The organism is Diaphorobacter sp. ED-3 (assembly GCF_027625375.1).
Taxonomy (GTDB): domain Bacteria; phylum Pseudomonadota; class Gammaproteobacteria; order Burkholderiales; family Burkholderiaceae_C; genus Diaphorobacter; species Diaphorobacter nitroreducens.
In genome coordinates this window covers 1,662,556-1,684,271 of the sequence record NZ_CP115182.1, presented here as the reverse complement: position 1 = coordinate 1,684,271, position 21,716 = coordinate 1,662,556, and the positions used below count along the sequence as shown (strand labels likewise).

The following is a 21,716-nucleotide window of genomic DNA, read 5'->3' as shown; positions in this document are numbered from 1 at the left end:
GCTTCAATTTTCATGCACATCATCATAGTGGGCGCCGGTATCGTCGGCGCGGCCACTGCTTATGAACTGGCCGCGGACGGCCATCAGGTCACCGTGGTCGAGCAGCGCGGCGCCGCGGCAGAGGAGGCGAGCTTCGGCAGCTCCGGCCTGCTGGCGCCCTCGCTACTCATGCCGTGGGCGGCGCCGGGCCTGGGCGGGTCGCTCGGCCGCTGGCCTTGGAGCCGCGATGCCACGCTGCGCCTGGTACGCGGCGCCGGCATGGCAGGCCGGCGCTGGCGCTGGCGCTGGTCCCAGGCGGGTCGCCGGCCCGAGACGGCGGCGCGGCTGGCCGCGCTGGAAGGGCTGGGCCGCTACAGCCTGGCACGCACGCGCGAACTCATCCACCAATTGGACGTGGACCTGGAAACCAGCCGCGGCACTCTGGTGCTGCTGCGCCGCCCCGAAGATGTGGAGCGCCTGCAGCCCGCGCTGAAGGTGCTGCGCGACGCGGGCGTGGGCCTGCGCGATGTGGATGCCGACACCGCGCGGCTCATCGAGCCCGGCCTGTCCACCGACGTGCCGCTGGCGGGCGCCGTGCATGTACCGGATGGCGAGTCCGGCAACTGCCGGCTGTTTGCGCAGATCCTGCGCCACGCGGCGCAGGAGCGCGGCGCACAGTTCGTGTTCGGCGCGCATGTCCGCTCTCTCAGCGCATCGCCGCCCGGCGTCCACGTCGTAGGCGAAGCCGCCCCGCGCCAGGCCGACGCCGTGGTGCTGTGCGCCGGCGTGGCCAGCGCCGCGCTGCTGCGCCCGCTGGGGCGCCACCTGCCCCTGGAGGCCGTACATGGCTACACCGTCAGCGCGCCGGTGCGCGAGGACAGCCATGCACCGCAGGGCTCGGTGATCGATCCGCTGCACCGCATCACCATCACCCGCCAGGGTCAGCGCGTGCGTGTGTCCGGCGGCGCCGAGATCGGGCACGGCAACGGCAGCCACCACGCGCCCACGCTGCAGACGCTCTACCTCGCGCTGTCGGGCTGGTTCCCGGGCGGCGCACTCACCTCGTCCCCGCAGGTGCAGGTCTGGCGCGGCGCGCGCCCCACGCTGACCGATGGCGCCCCCGCCATCGGCGCGAGCGGTGTGTCCGGCCTGTGGATCAACACCGGCCACGGCGCTTGCGGCTGGGCCCAGGCCTGTGGCAGTGCCCGCGCCCTGGCGGACCTGATCGCCCAGCGCAGTCCCGCGATTGACCTGCAGCCCTTTGCGCCGCAGCGCTTCTAGCGCGCTTCGCACGGCCCCCGCCCGGCGCCACAATGCCGGGCATGCAGCGCATCGCACCTGACCGGCCCCATCCCCTGTTCGACACCGCGGCCACGCGCCGCCTGGAGGCCTGCGCCGCCGCTGCCCTCGCGCCCCACACGCTGATGCAGCGCGCCGGCCAGGCCACGGCCCGGTTGGCGCTCGCGCTGGCTCCGCATGCGCGCACCTTCTGGTTCGCCTGCGGCGGCGGCAACAACGGCGGCGATGGGCTGGAGGCCGCCCTGCTGCTGCACCGCGGCGGCCACCCGGTCGTGGTGACCTGGCTGGGAACGCCCGAGACGGCGCCTGCCGACGCGCGCCAGTCCTGGCAGCGCGCACAAGAGGCCGGCGTACCGTTCGCGGCTGAGCCGCCCTCCCTCGGTCCGCAGGACCTGTGCGTGGATGCGCTGCTGGGCATCGGCCTGCGCGCCGATCCGCGCCCCCGCAGGCCCGACGCGCGGCTGCTGCAATGGCTGGCCCGCATGCACGCCTGCGCGGCACCCACGCTGTGTGTGGACCTGCCCTCCGGCCTGGTAGCGGAATCAGGCCAGTACATCCCGGGGCTGGCGCCGGCCCATCCAGGTGCCACGGCGGCGCGCCACACGCTGAGCCTGCTCACGCTCAAGCCAGGCCTGTTCACCGGCCAGGGCCGCGACGCAGCGGGCAGCGTGTGGTTTGATGACCTGGGCGTGCCGGCATCAACCGAAACCCCTTGCGCCTGGCTCGCCGGCCCCCCCGCCCCGGCCGTGCGCGCCCATGCCAGCCACAAGGGCAGCTACGGCGACGTGGCCGTCATCGGCGGCGAAGGCCTGCAGGCGCGCGGCATGGGCATGACCGGTGCCGCCCTTTTAGCCGCCAGCGCGGCGTTGCACGCCGGCGCGGGCCGCGTGATGGTGGCGCTGCTGGACGCCGGCGCACTCCCCGCCCTGCCGCAGCAGCCTGAACTGATGCTGCGCCGTTGTGACGCGCTGGCGCTGGACCACGCCACCGTGGTCTGCGGCTGTGGCGGCGGCGCGGCCGTGGCGGCCGTGCTACCAGACGTCCTGCAGCAATCGACACGCCTGGTGCTGGACGCAGACGCGCTGAACGCCGTGGCCGCCGACCCCCATCTGCAGCATCTGCTGCGCGAGCGTGGCCGGCAGGGCCGCCCCACCGTGCTGACTCCGCACCCCCTGGAGGCCGCGCGGCTGCTGGCCGGCACCACGGCCGCCGTGCAGGCCGACCGCCTGGCCGCGGCGCGCACGCTGGCCGATCAGTACGGCTGCACCGTGCTGCTCAAGGGCTCGGGCAGCGTGATTGCCGCACCGGGGCACACGCCCCTCATCAACCCCACGGGCAACGCACGCCTGGCCACGGGAGGCACCGGTGACGTGCTGGCCGGCCTGTTGGGGGCGCGCTTGGCCGCGGTGCCTGCACAGGCCGGTGCGGCATTTGCGGCGGCGGGCCACGCCTGCTGGGAGCACGGCGCTACCGCCGACCGCTGGCCCGCCGGGAGGTCCCTCACCGCGGGAGCGCTCGCACGCGCCCTGAACGGTGGTTGACCGCGCAGCACGCCGCGCGGCCCAGCCGCCGGAGGGGATTGCATCCAACGGTAACGGTGGTTTCCAAGCTGCGCATATCTACCTTGTCTTACAGACGGTGCGAGGACTGAAGCGCTCTAATCGCTCCATGTCTTGGTATGCATGCATACCGTGTGTTCCACCCACCTGAGGTACTGCCATGAAACGCCATTTCCGCCCCGGATCGCGCGCCTACACGGCCTTTGTGGTCACCGTGGTCCTGGCCTTCGCGGCCAGTGTCATGACCCTGGTGCCCCACCAGACGACCCAGGTGGCCGACTCGCAGGTGCACAGCCAGCTGGAGCAACTCGTTCCCGCTGGCGTCTTCGACTGAGCTCCCTCTCACTCCTCCCCTCCAGCCGCCTTCGGGCGGCTTTTTTGCGGGTCGCCCGGGCCGGGCTTCAGGGCACGGCGCTGGCGGGTGCGCCGCCGCTTTCCACCACAGCGACGCGCCGCCGCAGCGCGGCCTCCAACGCGGTATCGCCCGCCGCACCCGCCCGTTCGGCGCGCAGCAGCAGCCAGGCCATCAACGGGCGGCGCCAGCCCTGCGCCGAGGCGGTGTCGGTGGCCACCACCATGACTTCCGGCGTAGCGCGCCCGGCGCGCACGGACGCACCCGCTGCCACCAGGCGCGCCAAGGGGTCGGCAATGCCGGCAATGGACTGGGGGCTGGCTGCTGCGGCGCGTTGTGCCTCGGGCAGCAGCGCCGCCTGCGCGGGCGTGGCGCGGCCTGCCAGGTAGTCGGCATAGGCCTGCTCCGGCGGCGCCGCATCGGCGCGCAACGGCTCGAAAGCCGTGCAGGGCTGCAGTTGCAGGCTAGCCACCTGCGCGGCGCAGCGCATCAGCTCCACGCGCGCCAGCAACTCGGGTCGGCCGGTGCGTGCCACCTCGGCGCGTGCACGGGTCCATTCCTGGTCGGCCACGCGGGTGTTGCCGGACAGGTAGGCCTCGGTCGCCCGCTCGGCCGCGCCGTGGGCATTCATCTGCCAGTCGGGCACCGGCGCCTTGCCGGCGCAGGCCGACAGCACCACGGCCAGCGCGGGTGCCAAGCCCCGCCACAAAAGAAGCTGCAGGGAGGTCATGGCAGTTTCAGCTCCGTTTCGCGGGCAAAGGGCCACTTGCGGTTGATCTCGTTCACCAGCGCATCCACCTTGCGCAGGCTGCCTTCCACCTCGGCGCGCAACGTGCCCAGGTCGGTCGTGGCCTCGCGCGCGTTGGCGCCCACGGCCTGGGCCTCGGCCAGCACGGCGTCCACCTTGGTGAGGCTCTGGCGCGCGTCGGCCAGCAAACCGTTGAGCTGCACCACGGCGGCCCGCACCTCGGGCACCAGGCCGGGGTCGCCCTGTGCACCGAAGACCTGCCTGTCCGCCTTGGCGGCCATGCCGTCGATGCGCGCGAGCAACTGGTTGGTGCGCTCCAGCGTGGTGAGGATCTTCTTCGCGTCCGCATCGTTGCCCATGAGCACGCCCAGGGCGCCGCCAGGCGCGTTGAGCCGCTCGGTGAGCGTGCGCACCTGGGCCATGGCGCCGCCCAGGGCGGACTCTGCGCCGGTCATGGCGTTCAGGTTGTCCAGCAGCTGGCGCGCCGATGACATGAGCTGCGGAATCTCCGCCGTGGCGTCGCCGCGCAGCACGGGTCGCTCGGCGCCGTCCTCCAGCGGCGGGTCGGCCAGCATGCCGCTGTAGGCCTTGATGGTGGTGCCGCCCACCAGCCCGCTGACCAGGGTGAACACGCTGGAGGTGCGCAGCCAGTGCGCGTCGCGCTGGGCCACGTCGATGAGGATGCGCACGTTGCCGGTCTCCGCCAGTTCGATGCGCCGCACCCGGCCGATGGGAAAGCCCGAGAACGTCATGTCCATGCCCACGACCACGCCCTCGGAATCTTCGGCCGTGAGCACCAGCCGCTGCGTGGGCTCGAACGCGCCGCGCGCGTACAGCAGGTACAGGCCGGCACCCAGCACGAGCACCAGCGTGAACAGCAGCAGCGCCGCGGCCTTGCGCTCCAAATGGGCCACGGGCCGCAGCAGCTCGACCGGCGCGTTCGCCGGCGGTTCGGACAGCGGGGGTTGGGGACGTTGCGGATCGGTCATCGCGTGGCCATGAAATCAGTAGTAATTGCCCATCAGCGAGATCACCTCGATGAGCAGCAGCACAGCGAACATGCGCGCCAAGCCGCCCAGCTCGGAGTCGGGCTGCTGGGCCTGGCGTGCGTCGCCGCTCTCGTAGAGCCCCGAAGCCATGGGAATCAGCGCCACGGCCAGGCTGAAGAACACGGTCTTGAGCACGAACACCAGCGTGATCTGCGGCGCGAACACATGGCCGAACATGCGCGTGTACACCGGCAGCCCCGCCGTGTTGAGCCCATACACGCCCAGGTAGGCCATGACCAGCGCCACTACGCACGACAGCGCCGCCAGCGTGATGCTGGCATACACGCCGGCCACCACGCGCGGCAGCAGCTCCATGCGCACGGGGTCGGCGCCGCGTTGGCGCAGAGCCTGAAAGTGGCCCGACTGGCGCATCAGCGCCAGCTGCGTGCCGTTGGGGATGGTGGCGCGCATCGCCACGAACAGCGCGGCGGTCAGCGGGATCAGCTCCAGCACCAGCACGCGGATCACCATCTCCAGCGCATAGCGCGACAGGCCGTAGCTGAGCGCCGTCACGACCACGATGCGCGTGATGACCAGACTGATGAGTGCCGCCAGCACCGTGAAGCCCAGCAGGATGGGCGCGGTGTCCTGGTACATGTGGCGCGCCAGCCGCCAGCGCGTGGCGCGGCCGTAGCTGGACGGCGAGAGCATCAGCACCATGACCACGGCGCCCAGGTAGATGATGCGCCACCACGCCACGACCCAACGCCGCGCCTGGGCCCACAGGCGCCGGGGCACGATGGAAGGGTGCAGGCTGGCGTTCATGCGCGGATCATAGGCGAAGGCCGCATTCGATAAGTAACAAATTAGCCGCTAGCGCTTATGCAGCAAGCGCTAGCAGCTATTAACACCATAGCAACCTGTGCCATGGGCCTCATACATGCCTGCGGGCCGCCGGCCCTGCGGGCGGCACGGGATCGGCATCGGCGCGTGCGTGCAACGCCTCGATCACGTGGCACTGCCCTCCCGTGCCGTCGCAACGGCTGCGCAGCGACAGCAGTTCCTGCTCCAGCGTCGCCAGCTCGGCCATGCGCGTGCGCACGTGCGCCAGGTGCTCGTCCAGCGTGACGCAGGCGGCATGGCCGTCGGTGGTACTGCAGGCGTCCAATGCCAGCAGGCCGCGCACCTCCTGCAGCGACATGTCCATGGCGCGGCACAGCCGCACGAAGCGCATGCGGTGGACCTCCTCGTCGCTGTAGAGGCGGTAGCGGTTGTCCGCGCGGGTCTGCGCGGGCAGCAGGCCTTCCTTTTCGTAATAGCGGATGTTGGCCGGTGGCACGCCCGAGAGCCGGGCGGCATCACCGATACGGTGGCGGGGGCTTTGTCGCAGCATGGCTTGACCTTGGAGTGGCTTCAAGGTTTCCAATCATGGCATGAGCCAAAGCCATTCCTCCCATTCCGCGTCCCATTCCCATGGCCCGGGCGCGGCAAACCTGCCTCCTCCGCCCGCATCCGCATGCAGCGGCTGCGCCTGCAGCACATCGGCGGGCGACGGCCACGACCACGGCACCCTGCCCGGTTGGCCGCGCATCGCCGCGGCGCTGGCCCTGGCCACGGGCGCCGAGGCGGCGCACTGGATGCAGCAGGACTACGCCGGCATGGCCCTGGCCGTGGTGGCGATTGCACTGTCGGGCCTGGGCGTGTACCGGGTGGGCCTCAAAGACCTTGCGCGCCTGCGCCTGGGCATCCACGCGCTCATGGCCGTGGCGGTGACGGGCGCCTTCCTCATCGGCCAGTGGCCCGAGGCAGCGATGGTCATGGCGCTGTACGTGGCGGCCGAGCGCATCGAGGACGGCGCCATGGACCGCGCGCGCCATGCCATACGCCAGTTGCTGCAACTGGCGCCCGCCACGGCCGACGTGCAGCAGCCGAATGGCAGCACCCTGAGCCTGCCCGTGGACCAGGTGCCGCTGCGTGCCACCGTGCGCATCGCCCCGGGCGCGCATGTGCCGCTGGACGGCACCGTCACCCACGGCAGCAGCAGCGTGAACCAGGCCCCCATCACCGGCGAGAGCCAACTGGCCGACAAGGCCGCCGGCGACCCGCTGTACGCGGGCAGCGTGAACCAGCAGGGCGAGCTGCTGATGCAGGTGAACACCCCGCCCGGCGACACGCTGATTGCGCGCGTCGTGCGCGCGGTGGAGCAAGCGCAGGCCAGCAAGGCCCCCATCCAGCGCTTCGTGGACCGCTTTGCCGCCATCTACACACCCATCGTGTTTGCACTGGCCGTGCTGCTGGCGCTGCTGGCCCCCCCGCTGATGGGCTGGACCTGGACGCAGTCCACCTACCAGGCGCTGGCGCTGCTGGTCATCGCCTGCCCCTGCGCGCTGGTCATCTCCACGCCGGTCACGGTGGTCAGCGCGCTCACGGCCGCCGCGCGGCGCGGCATCCTCATCAAGGGCGGCAGCGCGCTGGAGGCCGCGCGCGGCCTGCGCGTGGTGGCGCTGGACAAGACCGGCACGCTGACCACCGGCAGCCCCGCCCTGGTGCAGTGGCGTGCCCTGAACGGCGCCGATGCTGACGCCGTGGCAGATGTGGCCTGGCAGCTGGCCAGCCGGTCTGAGCACCCCGTCTCGCGCGCCATCGCCGCCGGCCTGCCCGCGGCCCCCCACAACGGCGTGCAGAACCTGCAGGCCCTGCCCGGTCGCGGCGTGCAGGCCGAGGTGGGCGGCCAGCGCTGGTGGCTGGGCAACCTGCGCCTGATGCGCGAACAAGGCCTGGCCGACGCTGCGCTCGAAGACGCCCTGGCCCAACAGGAGCGGCAGGGCCGCACCGTCACCTTGCTGGCCGACGCGCAAGCCGTGCGCGCGCTGTTCGCCGTGGCCGACCCGCTGCGCGGCCACGCGCGCCAGGCCATCGCCGAACTGCGCGCGCTGGGCGTGCACCCGGTGGTGTTGAGCGGCGACAACCCGGCCACCGCACAGGCCATCGCGGCCGAGGCGGGCATTACCGACGCGCAGGACGCGCTCGGCGGCCTGCTGCCGCAGGACAAGCTCGACACCCTGGCCGCGCTGCAGCGCACGCGCGGCCCCACCGCCATGGCGGGCGACGGCATCAACGATGCGCCCGCGCTGGCCCAGGCCGACGTGGGCTTCGCCATGGGCGGCGCACACAGCACCGGCATGGCCATGGAGACGGCCGACGTGGTGCTCATGAACGACGACCTGCGCCGCATTCCCGACACCGTGCGGCTGGCACGCCGCGCACACGCCGTGCTGTGGCAGAACATCACCCTGGCGCTGGGCATCAAGGCCGCGTTCTTCACCCTGGCGCTGCTGGGCTTGGCCAGCATGTGGATGGCCGTGGCAGCCGACATGGGCGTGAGCCTGCTGGTGGTGGCCAACGGGCTGCGCCTGCGCCGCGGTGCCTCTATCGCGGCGAAGGAGGCCGCATGACCATGACCCAATCACCACAAAGCCGCCAGCGCGCCGCCTACGACTACCTGCTGCAGCGCTGGCGCACCAGCGTGGATGCGCCCACCGAACAGCGTTGGCGCTACCTGGAGGCCGCCCATGTGCTGGGCCAGAACCGCCTCGGCCTGCACTGGCGCGCGCACTGGCAGATGCTGCGCTTTGCGCGCCAGTTGGGCGACGCGCCGGAGGCTCGGGGCCAATGGGCGCGGCTGGGCCTCACGCTGGTGGGCCACCTGGTGCGCCGGCTGCCGCAGGGCAACATCGGTCGTGCCAGCGTGCCCGCACTGCGGCCCATGGTGCCCAGCGTGGCCGTGCGCGCATGTATCACCGAAGCCATGCAGGCCACCCAGCCCCCCGGCACGCCGGGTGCGCAAGAGATGAGTCAAATCGACCTCTAACGCCCGACTGACAAGCGCAAACAGCTCATCTTTTAGGAGCATCACACTACCCAGACACGGGAATTTGACCCAGCGCAAGACACACCGACCGATGCCGTGGTGCAATCGCGCCCCCGCCGGTCACCACGGCGACTGCCGATCCCGCCCATGTCCACCACCACCGCCAACGCCGCTCCCGCCATGGTCCCGCACACCCGCACCGAAGACGCCGTGGCGATTGGCGTGGGCGTGACGCTGATCTCCGTGGGCGTGGCCTTCCTCGCCAGCGCCGGGCTGCTCACCGGCGGCATGGCGGGGCTGGCCTTCGTGCTGCACTACGCCACGGGCATCGGCTTCGGCAAGCTGTTCTTCGCGCTCAACCTGCCGTTCTACTGGCTGGCGCTGCGCAAGCTGGGCCTGGCCTTCACGCTCAAGACCTTCGCGGCCGTGGCGCTGCTGTCGGTGCTGTCGGAGCTGCAGTCGCAGTTCCTGCAGATCAGCGAACTGCAGCCGCTGTATGCGGCCATCACCGGCGGGCTGATCATGGGTATGGGCTTTTTGGTGCTGTTCCGCCACCGCTGCAGCCTGGGGGGCGTGGGCATCATGGCGCTGTACCTGCAGGACCGCTTCGGCTGGCGCGCCGGCAAGGTGCAGATGGCCGTGGACTGCTGCATCGTGCTGGCGGCGCTGGTCACAGTGGAGCCGCTGCGCGTGCTGTGGTCGGTCATCGGCGCCGTGGCGCTCAACCTGGTGCTGGCCATGAACCACCGGCCAGGGCGCTACATGGCGGTCTGACGGCACGCGGCCGGGCCATCGCCGGGCGCTCGCTCTGGCGGGAACTTCCTGCACCGCGCCGGTATCATTCGCTGCATGCGCCACGCCGTTGCCATGATCCTGGGTCTGCTGCTGGTCCTGCGGGGCCTGCTGGGCGACGCCATGGCCATGGGCGTTGCACCGGCCACGCCCGCGCAGCCCACCATCGCGGCAGCTGCTACCCACCACGCTATGGCAAGCGACACGCACGACCACGGTGGTCATGACGGCGACCATGCCAGCGCATCAGCACAGCCGCACTGCTGCGATACCGGCGGGGCGGTCCACGCGGAACACCCCGCCGGCTGTTCGGCCTGCGGCGCCTGCCATTCGGCCTTCTACGCGCCGGTCTGGGCGCCCGCCTTTCATGGACGGCACGACAGCACGTTGCAACCGCACCATGGCACCCCCTTTGCCAGCGCCACGGCTGCGCAAGCCATCAAGCCACCCATCTCCTGAGCACTGACGCCCGAAGTGCGTCCGCAATCGGCTGCATGTCCCTCGACGGGGCCGCGGCCGAGTGTCGCGGACGCGGTTGTGTCATGTTTGACGGGAGACTCCCATGCGCTTCGCGCACCCCACCAGCCCTGCGGCCATGATGGCCCTGGCGGCACTGGCCGGCATCGCACCGCCGACCTGGGCGCAGGTTGACAATGTTCCTGCCGCCCCATCGCAGACCACCACCGCCGACTCGGCACAGGCCCCCAGTCTGCCCTTGCGCCACCAGCCCCTGCCCCCCAGCGGCGACGTGGCCGAGGCCGACATCGGCTGGAAGGCCGCCAACACCGCCGTGGGCGCCTTTCCCGGTGGCCACTCCGACATCGTGCGTTGGGAAGCCGAGCAGGCACGCGCTGCGCCGCCCAGCCCTGGCATGCCCACCCCGAAACACCACTACGGAGGCCGGCCATGAGGCGCCCTCCGCTCGCCCTGGCTGCGCTGGCCGCTGCACTGGTGTTGGCCGGCTGCGCCAGCGTCGCCCCCGATGGGCTGCGCGGCGACGTGCAAAGCCATGTCCAGCCCCGCCTGCCCGACGGCGCGCAACTGCCCGCGCCCGATGCGCAAAGCCGCAGCGACGCGCAGGCCCAGATCACCGAATGGCTGCGCCTTCCCGTGGATGCGGACACCGCCGTGCGCGTGGCGCTCTTAAACAGCCCCGCGCTGCAGGCCCGCCTGGCCAATCTGGCCGCGCAGGATGCGCAGCGTGCACAGGCGCTGACCTTGTTCAACCCCACGCTGACGCTGGGGCGATTCACCAGCGGGCATGAGCGCGAGATCGAGCGCCAGCTCGGCTTCAGCCTGGTCAACGTGATCACCCTGCCCTGGCGCACGCGCTGGCAAGGCTGGCAGATGGAGCAGGCCACGCTGGCCGCTGCACAGGACGTGCTGCGCCTGGCCGCGGACACACGCCGCGCCTGGCTGCGCGCCGTGGCCGCCCGGCAGGTGCTGGCCGCGCGCGAACGCATGCACGAGGCGGCCGAGGCCGGTGGCGAGCTGGCGCGGCGCATGGCGCGCGTGGGCAACTTCAGCCGGCTGCAGCAGGCACGCGAAATCGCCATCACACAGGACGCGGCAGCACAGCTGGCCCGCGCGCGGCTGAATGCCGCGCTGGAGCGCGAGCAACTGGCGCGGCTGATGGGGCTGTGGGGCGCGCAGGCCGACTTCACGCTGCCCGATGCGCTACCCGCCTTGCCCATGGCGGATGCACTGCGCAGCGGCGACGACGCCGAAGCCACGGCCCTGCGCGAGCGGCTGGACCTGCGCGCGCTGCGCCGCGACCTGGACACCACCGCCGACCGCAGCGGCTGGGCCGGTGTTGGATCCGTGTTCGGCGACATCGGCCTGAGCTACAGCCGCAACACTGCGACCGAGCGCGCCTCCGGCCACCGCGAGACCACACGCGGCTGGGAGGTAGAGCTGCCTCTGCCGCTGTTCGACTGGGGCGGAACTGCCACGGGCCGCGCGCGGGCCGAGTTGCAGCACAGCGCCGCGCAACTGCAGGATGCCGCCATCCGCGCGCGCAGCGAGGCACGCAGCCACTGGCTGCGCTACCGCACCGCCTGGGACCTGGCGCACCAGCAGCAGGCCGAGGCGCTACCACTGGCGCGCTTCATGCAGGACGAGGCCGTGCTGCGCTACAACGGCATGTTCATCAGCGTGTGGGAGCTGCTGGCCGAGGCGCGCCGCGCCAGCCAGGCCGTGGCTGCCGCCACCGAGGCGCAGCGCGACTTCTGGCTCGCCCAGACCGACCTGCAACTGGCTCTCACGGGCACATCGCCCGGCGCGCCCACCGGCCTGCCGTCCGCTCCCACCACCCCCAACGCCCCTTCGGAAGGCCACTGACATGCAGCGCCGCCATTTCTTCTCCGGCGCCGCCACGGCCGTGGTCGCCGCCTCCGCCGCATCGGTGAGCCGCGTGGCCTTGGCCGCGCTGCCCGAGGCGCCCTCGCAATCCTCTGCCGACACGGCCGCGCCGCTAACCCCGTCCAGCGGCCGGCCCTACCAGCCCGTGGTCACGCTCAACGGCTGGACGCTGCCATGGCGCATGAACGCCGGCGTCAAGGAATTCCACCTGGTGGCCGAGCCGGTAGTGCGCGAGGTGGCGCCCGGCTTCATGGTCAACATGTGGGGCTACAACGGCCAGAGCCCGGGCCCGACCATCGAGGTGGTGGAAGGCGACCGCGTGCGCATCTTCGTCACCAACCGCCTGCCCGAGCACACCAGCGTGCACTGGCACGGCCAGCGCTTGCCGAGCGGCATGGACGGCGTGGCCGGGCTTACCCAGCCGCACATCCCCGCGGGCAAGACCTTCGTGTACGAGTTCACGGCGCGCCGCCCCGGCACCTTCATGTACCACCCGCATGCGGACGAAATGGTGCAGCTGGCCATGGGCATGATGGGCCTGTGGATCACGCACCCGAAGGCGCGCCACCCCCTGATCGCGGAGGTGCAACGTGACTACGCCTTCCTGCTCAGCGCCTACGACGTGGAGCCGGGCAGCCTCACGCCCAAGGTCAACACCATGACCGACTTCAACATCTGGACCTTCAACAGCCGGGTGTTCCCCGCCATCGACCCGCTGGTGGCACGACAGGGCGACCGCGTGCGCATCCGCGTGGGCAACCTGACCATGACCAACCACCCCATCCACATCCATGGGCATGAGTTCGAGATCACGGGCACCGACGGCGGGCCGACCCCGAAGGCCGCGCGCTGGCCCGAGGTGACCACCGACGTGGCCGTGGGCCAGATGCGGCAGCTGGAGTTCATCGCCGACGAGCCCGGCGACTGGGCGCTGCATTGCCACAAGAGCCACCACACCATGGGCGCCATGGGCCACGGCGTGCCCACCATGATCGGCGTGGACCATCGCGGCCTGGTCGGGAAGATCCAGAAGATCATTCCCGACTACATGGTTATGGGCGAGCGCGGCATGGCCGACATGGGCGCGATGGAAATGCCGCTGCCCGACAACACCTATCCCATGATGACCGGCACCGGCCCCTTCGGCCCGCTGGAGATGGGCGGCATGTTCACGACCCTGAAGGTCCGCCAGGGCCTGGCCGCTCAGGACTGGCGCGACCCGGGCTGGTACCGGCACCCGGCGGGCACGGTGGCGCACGAATGGGCCGGTGCGCCCTTGGACGCCACTGCCCCGCGCCCGACCCCGCCCGGCCGGGCCCCCGGCGCCCCCAGTGTGCGCAAGCCGGGTGCCAGCCACGAACACCATTGAACTCTCGGAGAAACCCATGAAATCTATCAAATTCATAGCTGCTTGCGCTTTATTGGCGGGCGCTACAGCCAGTTTTGGTCATGAGAACATGCACAACAGCCACCCTGCCGTCGCACCCCAGCAGCAGGAATGGGGGATTGCGGGAGAGGCCAAGGGCGCAAAGCGCACCATCACCTTGCGCATGACAGACGACATGCGCTTTACCCCCTCGCACTTCACCGTCAAGCAAGGCGAGACCGTGCGCCTGCGCGTGGAGAACAAGGGCCAGGTCATGCATGAGGTGGTGCTGGGCACACAGGGCACGCTGGACCAGCATGCGGCCATGATGCGCCAGTACCCCGACATGGAGCATGCCGAACCCCACATGGCCCACGTGGCCCCGCGCGCCAAGGAAGACCTGGTCTGGCACTTCAACCGGCCCGGCCGCTTCGACTTCGCCTGCCTGATCCCCGGCCACTACGAAGCAGGCATGCGCGGCACCTTCACCGTCACGCCCTGAACAACACCACCATCCGCATCATCAGGAGTCCACCATGCGAATCACGCAACCCACCCGCCGCCAATGGATGACGGCCCTCGCCGCCAGCATGGCCGGTGCCGCCCTGCCCGCCCTGGCCCGTGCCGCCGCCCCGCAGACCGCCGTGGAGGTCTGGAAAGACCCCAACTGCGGCTGCTGCAAGGATTGGGTGAGCCACATGCAGGCCAACGGCTTCACGGTCACCGTGCACGAAACGGGCAACGCCGCCGTACGCGCCAAGCTCGGCCTGCCCACGCGCCTGGGCTCATGCCACACCGCGCTGGTGGGCGGATATCTGCTCGAAGGCCATGTGCCCGCTGCCGACGTGCGCAAGCTGCTCAAGGACAAACCCAAGGCCCTGGGCCTCACCGTCCCGGGCATGCCGGTGGGCAGCCCCGGCATGGACGGGCCCGAGTACAACGGCCGCAAGGACCCGTACGACGTGCTGCTGGTCACCAAGAACCTGATGAACAGCGACGTCTCCACGCGCGTATTCACCAGCTACCGTTGATGCACACCATGAAAGGCCACGCCATGCCATCGCACACCCTGCCTGCGCGCGCGCCGCGCATCGCCCTCGCACCCGTGGCCGCTCTGGCACTGCTGGGCCTGCCCGGCAGCTGGGCACATGCCCAGGGCTCGGACCACGACGCCCATCACACCGAAACGCCCGCCGCGTCCGGCGACAGCACGCAGGATCTCAGCGAGGGTGAAGTCACGCGTTGGGATGCACGCAGCGGCAAGATCACGCTGCGCCACGGCGAGCTCAAGAACCTTGCCATGCCGCCCATGACCATGGTGTTCACGTTGCGCGACCCGGCACAGGCGGCCACCTTCAAGCCCGGCGACAAGGTGCGCTTTCGGGCCGAACGGGTGAAGGGCGTATTCGTCGTCACCCATATCGAACCATTGCGCTGACGCCCCACGGACCGGGCGGCAGTTGCCCGGCCCCTTGCCGCACCAAGGAGCCCTCATGCATTCCCACAGCACGCCGCCCGCAGCTGCCCCACACGGGCAGCACCTACACCACAGCCCCCACGTGCCCCGGCCATCGGCCGCTCCACCCGCCCCACCAACCGCCGACACGGTCTATACCTGCCCCATGCACCCGGAGGTGCGACAGAGCGGCTCCGGCCACTGCCCCAAGTGCGGCATGGCGCTGGAGCCGGTACTGCCCAGCCTGGACGCAGCCGATGACAACCCCGAACTGCGCGACTTCTCGCGCCGCTTCTGGTGGACGCTGCCGCTCACCATGGTCGTCACCACGCTGGCCATGGCCGGGCACCGGCTGGGTTGGGTCGGCATGGCCACGCAAAGCGGGGTAGAGCTGGTGCTGACGCTGCCCATCGTGCTGTGGGCCGGCGCACCGTTCTTCGTGCGCGGTTGGCAATCCGTGGTGCAGCGCAGCCCCAACATGTGGACTCTGATCAGTCTGGGCACGGGCGCGGCCTTCCTCTACAGCGTGGTGGCCACCGTGGCGCCGGGCGTGTTCCCGGCCTCATTCCAGTCCATGGGCCGCGTGGGCGTGTACTTCGAGGCGGCCGCGGTCATCATTTCGCTGACGTTGCTGGGCCAGATGCTGGAGCTCAAGGCGCGCTCGCAGACCTCGGCCGCCATCCAGTCGCTGCTGGGCCTGGCACCCAAGACCGCGCGCCGCATCGCCGCCGACGGCAGCGAGGAGGACGTGCCGCTAGCCCACGTGCATGTGGGCGACCTGCTGCGCGTGCGTCCCGGCGAGAAGGTGCCGGTGGACGGCGTGGTCGTCGAAGGCAGCAGCGCCGTGGACGAGTCCATGCTCACGGGCGAGCCGCTGCCAGTGAGCAAGCGCACGGGCGACAAGCTGATCGGCGCCACGCTCAACACCAGCGGGGCGCTGGTCATGCGCTCCGAACTCGTGGGTGCGGCCACGATGCTGTCGCAGATCGTGCAACTGGTGGCGCAGGCCCAGCGGTCGCGCGCGCCCATGCAGCGCATGGCCGACCGCGTTGCGGGCTGGTTCGTACTGGCCGTGGTCGGCGTGTCTGTGCTCACGCTGCTGGGCTGGGGCCTGTTCGGGCCCGAGCCCAGGTGGGTCTACGGCCTGATCAACGCTGTGGCGGTTCTCATCATCGCCTGCCCCTGCGCGCTGGGCCTGGCTACGCCGATGTCCATCATGGTGGCCACGGGGCGCGGCGCCACGCAGGGCGTGCTGTTCCGCGATGCGGCCGCCATCGAGCATATGTGCCGCGTGGACACGTTGATCGTGGACAAGACCGGCACCCTGACCGAGGGCCGGCCGCGCTTTGAGCGCACCGTGGCCGCGCCCGGATGGGGCGAGGCAGAGGTGCTGCGCCTGGCCGCCAGCCTGGACCAGGGCAGCGAGCATCCGCTAGCGGCGGCCATCGTCGCCGCGGCACGCCAGCAGGGGCTGGCGCTGGACGCGGCCGAACAGTTCGACTCGGCCTCGGGCATCGGCGTGCGCGGCCGGATCGCGGGCCGCACCTTGGCGCTGGGTAACACGGTGCTGATGCAGCAGTCCAACGTGAATACGGGACCGCTGGCGCAGACCGCCGAGGCATTGCGCGGCGAAGGCGCCAGTGTGATGTTCCTGGCCGTGGATGGGCAACTGGCGGGCCTGCTGGCTGTCTCCGACCCCATCAAGGCCAGCACGCCCGACGCGCTGGCCGCCCTGCATGCGGCCGGCCTGCGCATCATCATGGCCACCGGCGACGGGCTGACCACGGCAGGTGCCGTGGGACGGCGCCTGGGCATCGACGAGGTGCACGGCGAGGTATTGCCCGCCGATAAGCTGGCCCTGGTCGAACGCCTGCAGGCCGAGGGACGCACCGTGGCCATGGCCGGCGACGGCATCAACGACGCGCCGGCACTGGCGCGCGCCGACGTGGGCATCGCCATGGGAACCGGGACGGACGTGGCCATGAACAGCGCCCAGCTCACCCTGGTCAAGGGCGACCTGCGCGGCATCGCCACGGCGCGCGCACTGTCGCAGGCCACGGTGGCCAACATGCGCCAAAACCTGGGCTTTGCCTTCGTCTACAACGCGCTGGGCGTGCCGCTGGCCGCCGGCCTGCTCTACCCATTCACGGGCTGGCTGCTGTCGCCGATGATCGCGGCGCTGGCCATGAGCCTGAGCTCGGCCTCGGTGATCACGAATGCCCTGCGGCTGCGCCGCACCCGGCTTTGAGAGCACCCCGCAAGACGCGGGGACAGGTGCCGGCGCGGCACCATAATCGGCGCCCATGCAAGCTTGCTCCCTGCACAGCGCCTGCGGCGCCATCACCGACGTTGCCGGCATCGAGGTCGGCCACTTCACCGACCCACGCCGCCCCACCGGCTGCAGCGTGGTGATTGCGCGCGAGGGTGCCGTGGCAGGCGTGGATGTGCGCGGCGCCGCCCCCGGCACGCGCGAGACCGACCTGCTGGCCCCGGGCAACCTGGTGGAGCAGGTGCACGCCATCATGCTGGCGGGTGGCAGCGCCTGGGGGCTGGAGGCCGCCACGGGGGCCGTGCGCTGGCTGGAGGAGCACGGCGTAGGGCTGGACGTGGGCGTGGGCCGCCTGCCACTGGTGCCAGCGGCCGTGCTGTTCGACCTGCACGTGGGCGACATGAAGGTGCGGCCCGATGCGGTGGCCGGCTATGCGGCCTGCAATGCCGCCACATGCGAGCCGCCAGCCGAGGGCAACGTAGGCGCCGGCGCTGGCGCCGTGGTGGGCAAGATGTTCGGCCTGCAGCACGCCATGAAGGGCGGCGTAGGCACAGCCTCGGTCACCGTCGCGGGCGTCACGGTGGGTGCGCTCATTGCCTGCAACGCCGTGGGCGACGTGGTCGACCCGGACACCGGGCGCCCACTGGCGGGCGCCCGCGCTGCCAACGGGCTGACGCTGCGCGATACACGGCACGCGCTGCTGCGCGGCGAGCCCCCTCATCCCCTGCTGGCCGGCAGCAACACCACGATCGGCGTGATCGCCACCGACGCGCGGCTGACCAAGGTTCAGGCTCAGCGACTGGCCGTCGCCGGCCATGACGGCCTGGCCCGCAGCATCAACCCCGTGCACACCATGAGCGACGGAGACACGCTGTTCACGCTGGCGACGGGCCACGTGCCGCACCACCCCGGCATGATGGTGTTGGCCACGATGGCGGCCGAGGCGGTGGCCCGCGCCACCGTGCGCGCCGTGCTCGCCGCGCGCACCCTGCGCACTGCCGATGGCCTGGCACTTCCGTGCCATGCCGATCTATCTGCCGGGAGCTAACCATGGGACAGATGTCACGCCGCCTGCGCACGGCGCTGCTGTCGCTGCGCGACCTGTTGGTGTCTGCCGGGCCGCTGGCGCTACTGGGCGCGGGCCTGGTGCTCTTGGCCTATTGGTGGCTCAACCCCACGCCGCCGCGCACGGTGACGCTGGCCACCGGCCCCGCGCAGAGCGCCTACGAGGCCTTCGGCCAGCGCTATCGCGACGCACTGGCGGCAAGCGGGATCAACGTGGTCTTGCTGCCCAGCGATGGCTCGTCATCCAACCTGCAGCTGCTGCGCGATGGCCACGCCGACCTCGCCTTCGTGCAAGGTGGCACGGGTGAGTTGCGTCCCGAGGACAGTGATGAGCTGGTCTCGCTGGGCAGCCTCTTCGTGGAGCCCATTTGGCTGTTCTACCGCGGCGATGTGGCGCGCCGCATCCACCGATCGGCCCGGCTGGAGGGGCTGCACCAGCTGCGCGGGCTGCGCGTGAACGTCGGCTCGCCCGGCAGCGGCGTACCAACGCTCATGGAGCGCCTGCTGGACGCCAACCACATTCCGCTGGATGCCCTCACGCTCACCCGTCTGGAGCAGACGCCCGCCACGGTGGCGTTCCTGGCGGGGCGGTTGGACGCCCTGGTGTTCGCCTCCGCCCCCGAGTCATTGATGGTGCAGATGCTGCTGCAAACGCCCGGCGTGCAGCTCATGCACTTCCCGCAGAACGAGGCCTACAGCCGCCGTTTTCCGTTCCTCACGCCGGTAGTGCTGCCACGCGGCGTGGTGGACCTGGCGGCCAACGTACCCCCGCGCGACGTACGGTTGGTGGCATCCACCACATCCCTGCTGGCGCGTGAAGGCACCCACCCTGCCCTGCTGCAGTTATTTGCCCAGAGCGCGCAGGGCATCCATGGCAATGCGGGCTGGTTCAACCGTGCGCGCGAATTCCCCAGCACCCGGCACGCGGAACTGCCCATTGCCAAGGAGGGCGAGCGTGCCATCAACGAGCCGGCGCCGCTGATGCAGCGCTATCTGCCATTCTGGATCGCCAACCTCGTCGAGCGCATGTGGCTGGTACTGGGTATCTTGATTGCGGTCATGCTGCCGCTGTCGCGCGTGGTGCCGCCGCTGTACCAGTTCCGCGTGCGCTCGCGCGTGTTCCGCTGGTATGGGCATCTGCGCGACATCGAAGACGACATGGAACGAGGAGAGGCCACCCCCGACGCGCTGCGCGAACGGCTGGACCGCATGGAGGCGCAGGTGGAAAAAGTGAGCGTGCCACTGTCCTATGCCGACGAGCTCTACGCCCTGCGCAACCACATCCAACTGGTGCGCCGGCGCCTGCCACGCGCGGCAGGCTGAACGGCAGTCCCCGCGACCGGCGGAGCGCCCTAGCGCAGCTTGGCCGGCTTGGTGCGCACGGCGCGCAAAGCGCGGTCCACCACCGGCTGGTCGGAAATCAGGCGGAATGCCCCGTCAGAGGACAGTTTGTCGATCATGCGCCGCGTCATGGACTGCGTGCTCGCGTCGGCTCCGGTGAACAAAAACAGTGTGTTGTGCGGGCTGCACCAGGTGAGCTGGGTTCGCACCGCACGCTGGTTGGTGATGATTTCCACCCACTGGCCGATGCGCAATGCGGGCTGAGCCACTGCTCCGGCCATCGACGGGTCCGCCGCGGCGGCCGTATCGGAGGACAGCACATCGTCAGCGCGGGTTTCAGGGCTGACCTCTTCCGCCGGCGTGTCGCCGAAGACGCTCGCCGCTGCGTAGTTCAGCGCTTCACCCTGAAGCTGCGCCAAGCGCTGCGTCACTTCGGCAATACGCTCGATCGGGTGGTCAATGCTCTCCAGCCCACGCACCAACACCGGCACCATGTCGGCAATGGCCTGGCCCAGGCGCTCCGGGTCCGAGCGCAACTGCTCGGGCTGCGCGCAGCACAGCAGCAGCGGCACCAACGCCAAATAGCCTCCGGGGTCTCCGCCGGTTTCCTGGGGCTGGCTGCTTTGCGCCTGCGCCACCACATCCGCCCACGGGCCGGTCACGAAGGCCAGCAGGTCGGCCGGCACCTTGTCCGCATCGGGCAGGCGGCGGAAGTCGGCGGCAATCTTCTCGGCCAGCAATTCCCGCTGCTCCCGCTGGAGCAGTTCACGCTGCTGCGCTTCATGGCGTTCAAGCTGGCGACGCTCCTGCGCGGTCCAGGCCTTTTCCAGCGCCTTGAGCACTTGGGCGAACGGTGCGGCATCCCGGATCTCGATGGAAGCCAGGTGGCCTACGGCTTCGTTCACCAGCCGCATGAAGCGGCTGAAGGCGGGCCCATCCTCGGCGTTGAATGCCAGGCTGCGCTGGGTCAACTCGTCCAGCAGGCGCCGGGCGGGGTGCTGTTCATCCGTGAAGAACCGCGTGTCGTGCTGCACCAACTCCTTCAGCGCGGGCTCCAGGCTTTGCACGGCACGTTGCATGGGAGGCAGCAGCCGCGAATCCTGCGCAATGTTGTCCATCATGCGGCTCACGACCTCATGCGCCGTCCGCGTGGGGGATGCCGCCACCGGCGCATGTGCAGAGGTGCCGTTCCAGCCCGTCACCGGGACCGCAGCCCCCCCCGACAGACGGCCCACGATGCGTTCCAGCTGCGCAATGTCTTCCATTGCTTCCGCCGCGGCCGGCGTGACGTACGCGTTGGCCGGAGTGGCTGCCACTGCCATATAGCCGCCGCGTGCATCGTAGGCGAAAGGGTCACCACCACCGGCCAGCATCTGGCGCAGGATACCCACCGTCAGCAGCGCTTCTTCGGCCTGCGGCGCCAAGGCCACGTTGCCCGAGGCGCCTCCCCAGCCTGCCCCGTAACCTTGGCCATAGGCGCTCGCGGCACCATATTCGCTGGCCGGCGCACCATAGGCCGAGGGCGGCGCGTAGCCCACGCCCATCTGGGAACTGTGGGCATATCCACCACCATGCCCGCTGCGCACACCCGGGGCTCCCGCCACCGCATAGCCCACGGGCTCGACGCCATGCTCGCGCAGGCTCTGGGCGGCGCGCTTATAGGCGCTTACCAGTTGCATGCCCAGCAGTTCGCGCATCTGGCTCATCCACAGCTGCCGCACTTCCCCGCTTACACCGGTATCGCTCACCACTTGCTGCAGCGCGCGGATGTAGTTCTCGGGGCGAAAAGGGTTGCTCTCGGGTTGCACGCTGTGCAGGCCCTGCGCCGAACTGACGAGCGTGTTGAGTTCCGCCAGCGTTGCCTCTGTCGCCAGAGCGGCGATCTGCTGCGCCCGCGACAGTTCCACCTGGACCAGCACGTCGGCATCGTCCATGAGGGCGAGCTCGCCCAGGTCCATTCCGCCGGGCTGCCCGGCCCTCGTCTTCGCGGCCGAGGGGCCTTCGGCAAAAATCTCCAGCAAGGCCATGGGGTAGGCCTTGGGCAACGACGCCTCGTGCTGCTTGAGCAGGCGCAAGGCGTCGCTGATCTGGATGCGCTTGTGAAGGTCGCGGGTGGAGGATTCCTGCGCCGTGAGCGCTTCGCGCGTACCAGTCACCAGCGCCTCCATCAGGGCCTCGCTGTCCCTGACGGCGTTGACAACGCAGGCGCGAAAAACCGTACGGGCGCGGGACGCGGAAAGGGACATGGTGGAGACGGACGAAGAATGGG

21 protein-coding genes are annotated in these 21,716 nt (G+C 70.6%); 16 read left to right on the top strand and 5 right to left on the bottom strand.

Features of this window, described 5'->3' with window-relative positions:
- Positions 1–12 precede the first annotated feature (12 nt).
- From PCQ86_RS08325 to PCQ86_RS08315, 3 genes are all read left to right on the top strand, one after another.
- Entirely contained in the window at positions 13–1,260 is a 1,248-nt protein-coding gene (locus PCQ86_RS08325) for an FAD-dependent oxidoreductase (RefSeq protein ID WP_270175253.1), read from the top strand.
- Positions 1,261–1,301: 41 nt separating this feature from the next.
- Complete coding sequence (locus tag PCQ86_RS08320) at positions 1,302–2,819, top strand: NAD(P)H-hydrate dehydratase (protein WP_270175252.1); 1,518 nt, start codon at positions 1,302–1,304, stop codon at positions 2,817–2,819.
- 178 nt (positions 2,820–2,997) lie between these two features.
- On the top strand, positions 2,998–3,171 hold the full coding sequence (locus tag PCQ86_RS08315; RefSeq protein WP_270175251.1) for a hypothetical protein: 174 nt from the start codon (positions 2,998–3,000) through the stop codon (positions 3,169–3,171).
- A gap of 67 nt (positions 3,172–3,238) precedes the next feature.
- Here PCQ86_RS08315 and PCQ86_RS08310 read toward each other — a convergent pair whose 3' ends face one another.
- From PCQ86_RS08310 to PCQ86_RS08295, 4 genes are all read right to left on the bottom strand, one after another.
- Positions 3,239–3,919, bottom strand: coding sequence for a hypothetical protein (locus PCQ86_RS08310; protein WP_270175250.1), 681 nt, complete (start codon positions 3,917–3,919; stop codon positions 3,239–3,241).
- Positions 3,916–4,926 carry an MlaD family protein gene (locus PCQ86_RS08305; protein ID WP_270175249.1) on the bottom strand — a complete coding sequence of 337 codons (1,011 nt, stop codon included), beginning with the start codon at positions 4,924–4,926 and terminating at the stop codon, positions 3,916–3,918. The genes PCQ86_RS08310 and PCQ86_RS08305 overlap by 4 nt, the downstream gene beginning before the upstream one ends.
- 15 nt (positions 4,927–4,941) lie before the next feature.
- Positions 4,942–5,751 carry an MlaE family ABC transporter permease gene (locus tag PCQ86_RS08300; RefSeq protein ID WP_270175248.1) on the bottom strand — a complete coding sequence of 270 codons (810 nt, stop codon included), beginning with the start codon at positions 5,749–5,751 and terminating at the stop codon, positions 4,942–4,944.
- Positions 5,752–5,860: 109 nt separating this feature from the next.
- Positions 5,861–6,319 (bottom strand): MerR family transcriptional regulator, encoded by a 459-nt coding sequence (locus PCQ86_RS08295; RefSeq protein WP_015912858.1) that lies wholly within the window; start codon positions 6,317–6,319, stop codon positions 5,861–5,863.
- A gap of 40 nt (positions 6,320–6,359) precedes the next feature.
- On the opposite strand from PCQ86_RS08295, the gene PCQ86_RS08290 reads away from it, so the two are divergent.
- The 13 genes from PCQ86_RS08290 (at position 6,360) to PCQ86_RS08230 (ending at position 19,429) form a co-directional block, all read left to right on the top strand.
- The gene (locus tag PCQ86_RS08290; RefSeq protein WP_270175247.1) at positions 6,360–8,381 is read left to right on the top strand and encodes a heavy metal translocating P-type ATPase; all 2,022 of its coding nucleotides are present in this window, start codon (positions 6,360–6,362) and stop codon (positions 8,379–8,381) included.
- Positions 8,378–8,797 (top strand): DUF3703 domain-containing protein, encoded by a 420-nt coding sequence (locus PCQ86_RS08285; RefSeq protein ID WP_270175246.1) that lies wholly within the window; start codon positions 8,378–8,380, stop codon positions 8,795–8,797. Before PCQ86_RS08290 ends, PCQ86_RS08285 begins: the two co-directional genes overlap by 4 nt.
- A 147-nt stretch (positions 8,798–8,944) precedes the next feature.
- Complete coding sequence (locus PCQ86_RS08280) at positions 8,945–9,571, top strand: YitT family protein (RefSeq protein WP_011805791.1); 627 nt, start codon at positions 8,945–8,947, stop codon at positions 9,569–9,571.
- A 75-nt stretch (positions 9,572–9,646) separates the two neighbouring features.
- On the top strand, positions 9,647–10,048 hold the full coding sequence (locus PCQ86_RS08275; protein WP_123676548.1) for a hypothetical protein: 402 nt from the start codon (positions 9,647–9,649) through the stop codon (positions 10,046–10,048).
- Between the two features lie 103 nt (positions 10,049–10,151).
- Complete coding sequence (locus tag PCQ86_RS08270) at positions 10,152–10,499, top strand: hypothetical protein (protein ID WP_270175245.1); 348 nt, start codon at positions 10,152–10,154, stop codon at positions 10,497–10,499.
- On the top strand, positions 10,496–11,929 hold the full coding sequence (locus tag PCQ86_RS08265; protein WP_270175244.1) for a TolC family protein: 1,434 nt from the start codon (positions 10,496–10,498) through the stop codon (positions 11,927–11,929). The genes PCQ86_RS08270 and PCQ86_RS08265 overlap by 4 nt, the downstream gene beginning before the upstream one ends.
- A 1-nt stretch (position 11,930) precedes the next feature.
- Complete coding sequence (locus PCQ86_RS08260) at positions 11,931–13,319, top strand: multicopper oxidase family protein (protein ID WP_270175243.1); 1,389 nt, start codon at positions 11,931–11,933, stop codon at positions 13,317–13,319.
- 16 nt (positions 13,320–13,335) lie between these two features.
- Positions 13,336–13,818: a cupredoxin domain-containing protein gene (locus PCQ86_RS08255; protein ID WP_047351136.1), complete on the top strand. Its 483-nt coding sequence runs from the start codon at positions 13,336–13,338 to the stop codon at positions 13,816–13,818.
- 67 nt (positions 13,819–13,885) lie between these two features.
- Entirely contained in the window at positions 13,886–14,347 is a 462-nt protein-coding gene (locus PCQ86_RS08250; RefSeq protein ID WP_442874557.1) for a DUF411 domain-containing protein, read from the top strand.
- Positions 14,348–14,370: 23 nt separating this feature from the next.
- Positions 14,371–14,754 carry a copper-binding protein gene (locus tag PCQ86_RS08245; RefSeq protein ID WP_041836328.1) on the top strand — a complete coding sequence of 128 codons (384 nt, stop codon included), beginning with the start codon at positions 14,371–14,373 and terminating at the stop codon, positions 14,752–14,754.
- Between the two features lie 55 nt (positions 14,755–14,809).
- Positions 14,810–17,020 (top strand): copper-transporting P-type ATPase, encoded by a 2,211-nt coding sequence (locus PCQ86_RS08240; RefSeq protein ID WP_270175242.1) that lies wholly within the window; start codon positions 14,810–14,812, stop codon positions 17,018–17,020.
- A gap of 55 nt (positions 17,021–17,075) precedes the next feature.
- Positions 17,076–18,089, top strand: a complete 1,014-nt coding sequence (locus PCQ86_RS08235; protein WP_270175241.1) for a P1 family peptidase — start codon at positions 17,076–17,078, stop codon at positions 18,087–18,089.
- Between the two features lie 2 nt (positions 18,090–18,091).
- The gene (locus tag PCQ86_RS08230; RefSeq protein ID WP_123676556.1) at positions 18,092–19,429 is read left to right on the top strand and encodes a TAXI family TRAP transporter solute-binding subunit; all 1,338 of its coding nucleotides are present in this window, start codon (positions 18,092–18,094) and stop codon (positions 19,427–19,429) included.
- A 29-nt stretch (positions 19,430–19,458) separates the two neighbouring features.
- On the opposite strand, the gene PCQ86_RS08225 is transcribed toward PCQ86_RS08230, so the two are convergent.
- A complete protein-coding gene (locus PCQ86_RS08225) occupies positions 19,459–21,693 on the bottom strand; it encodes a DUF1631 family protein (protein WP_270175240.1) in 2,235 nt (744 codons plus the stop codon).
- Positions 21,694–21,716 lie beyond the last annotated feature (23 nt).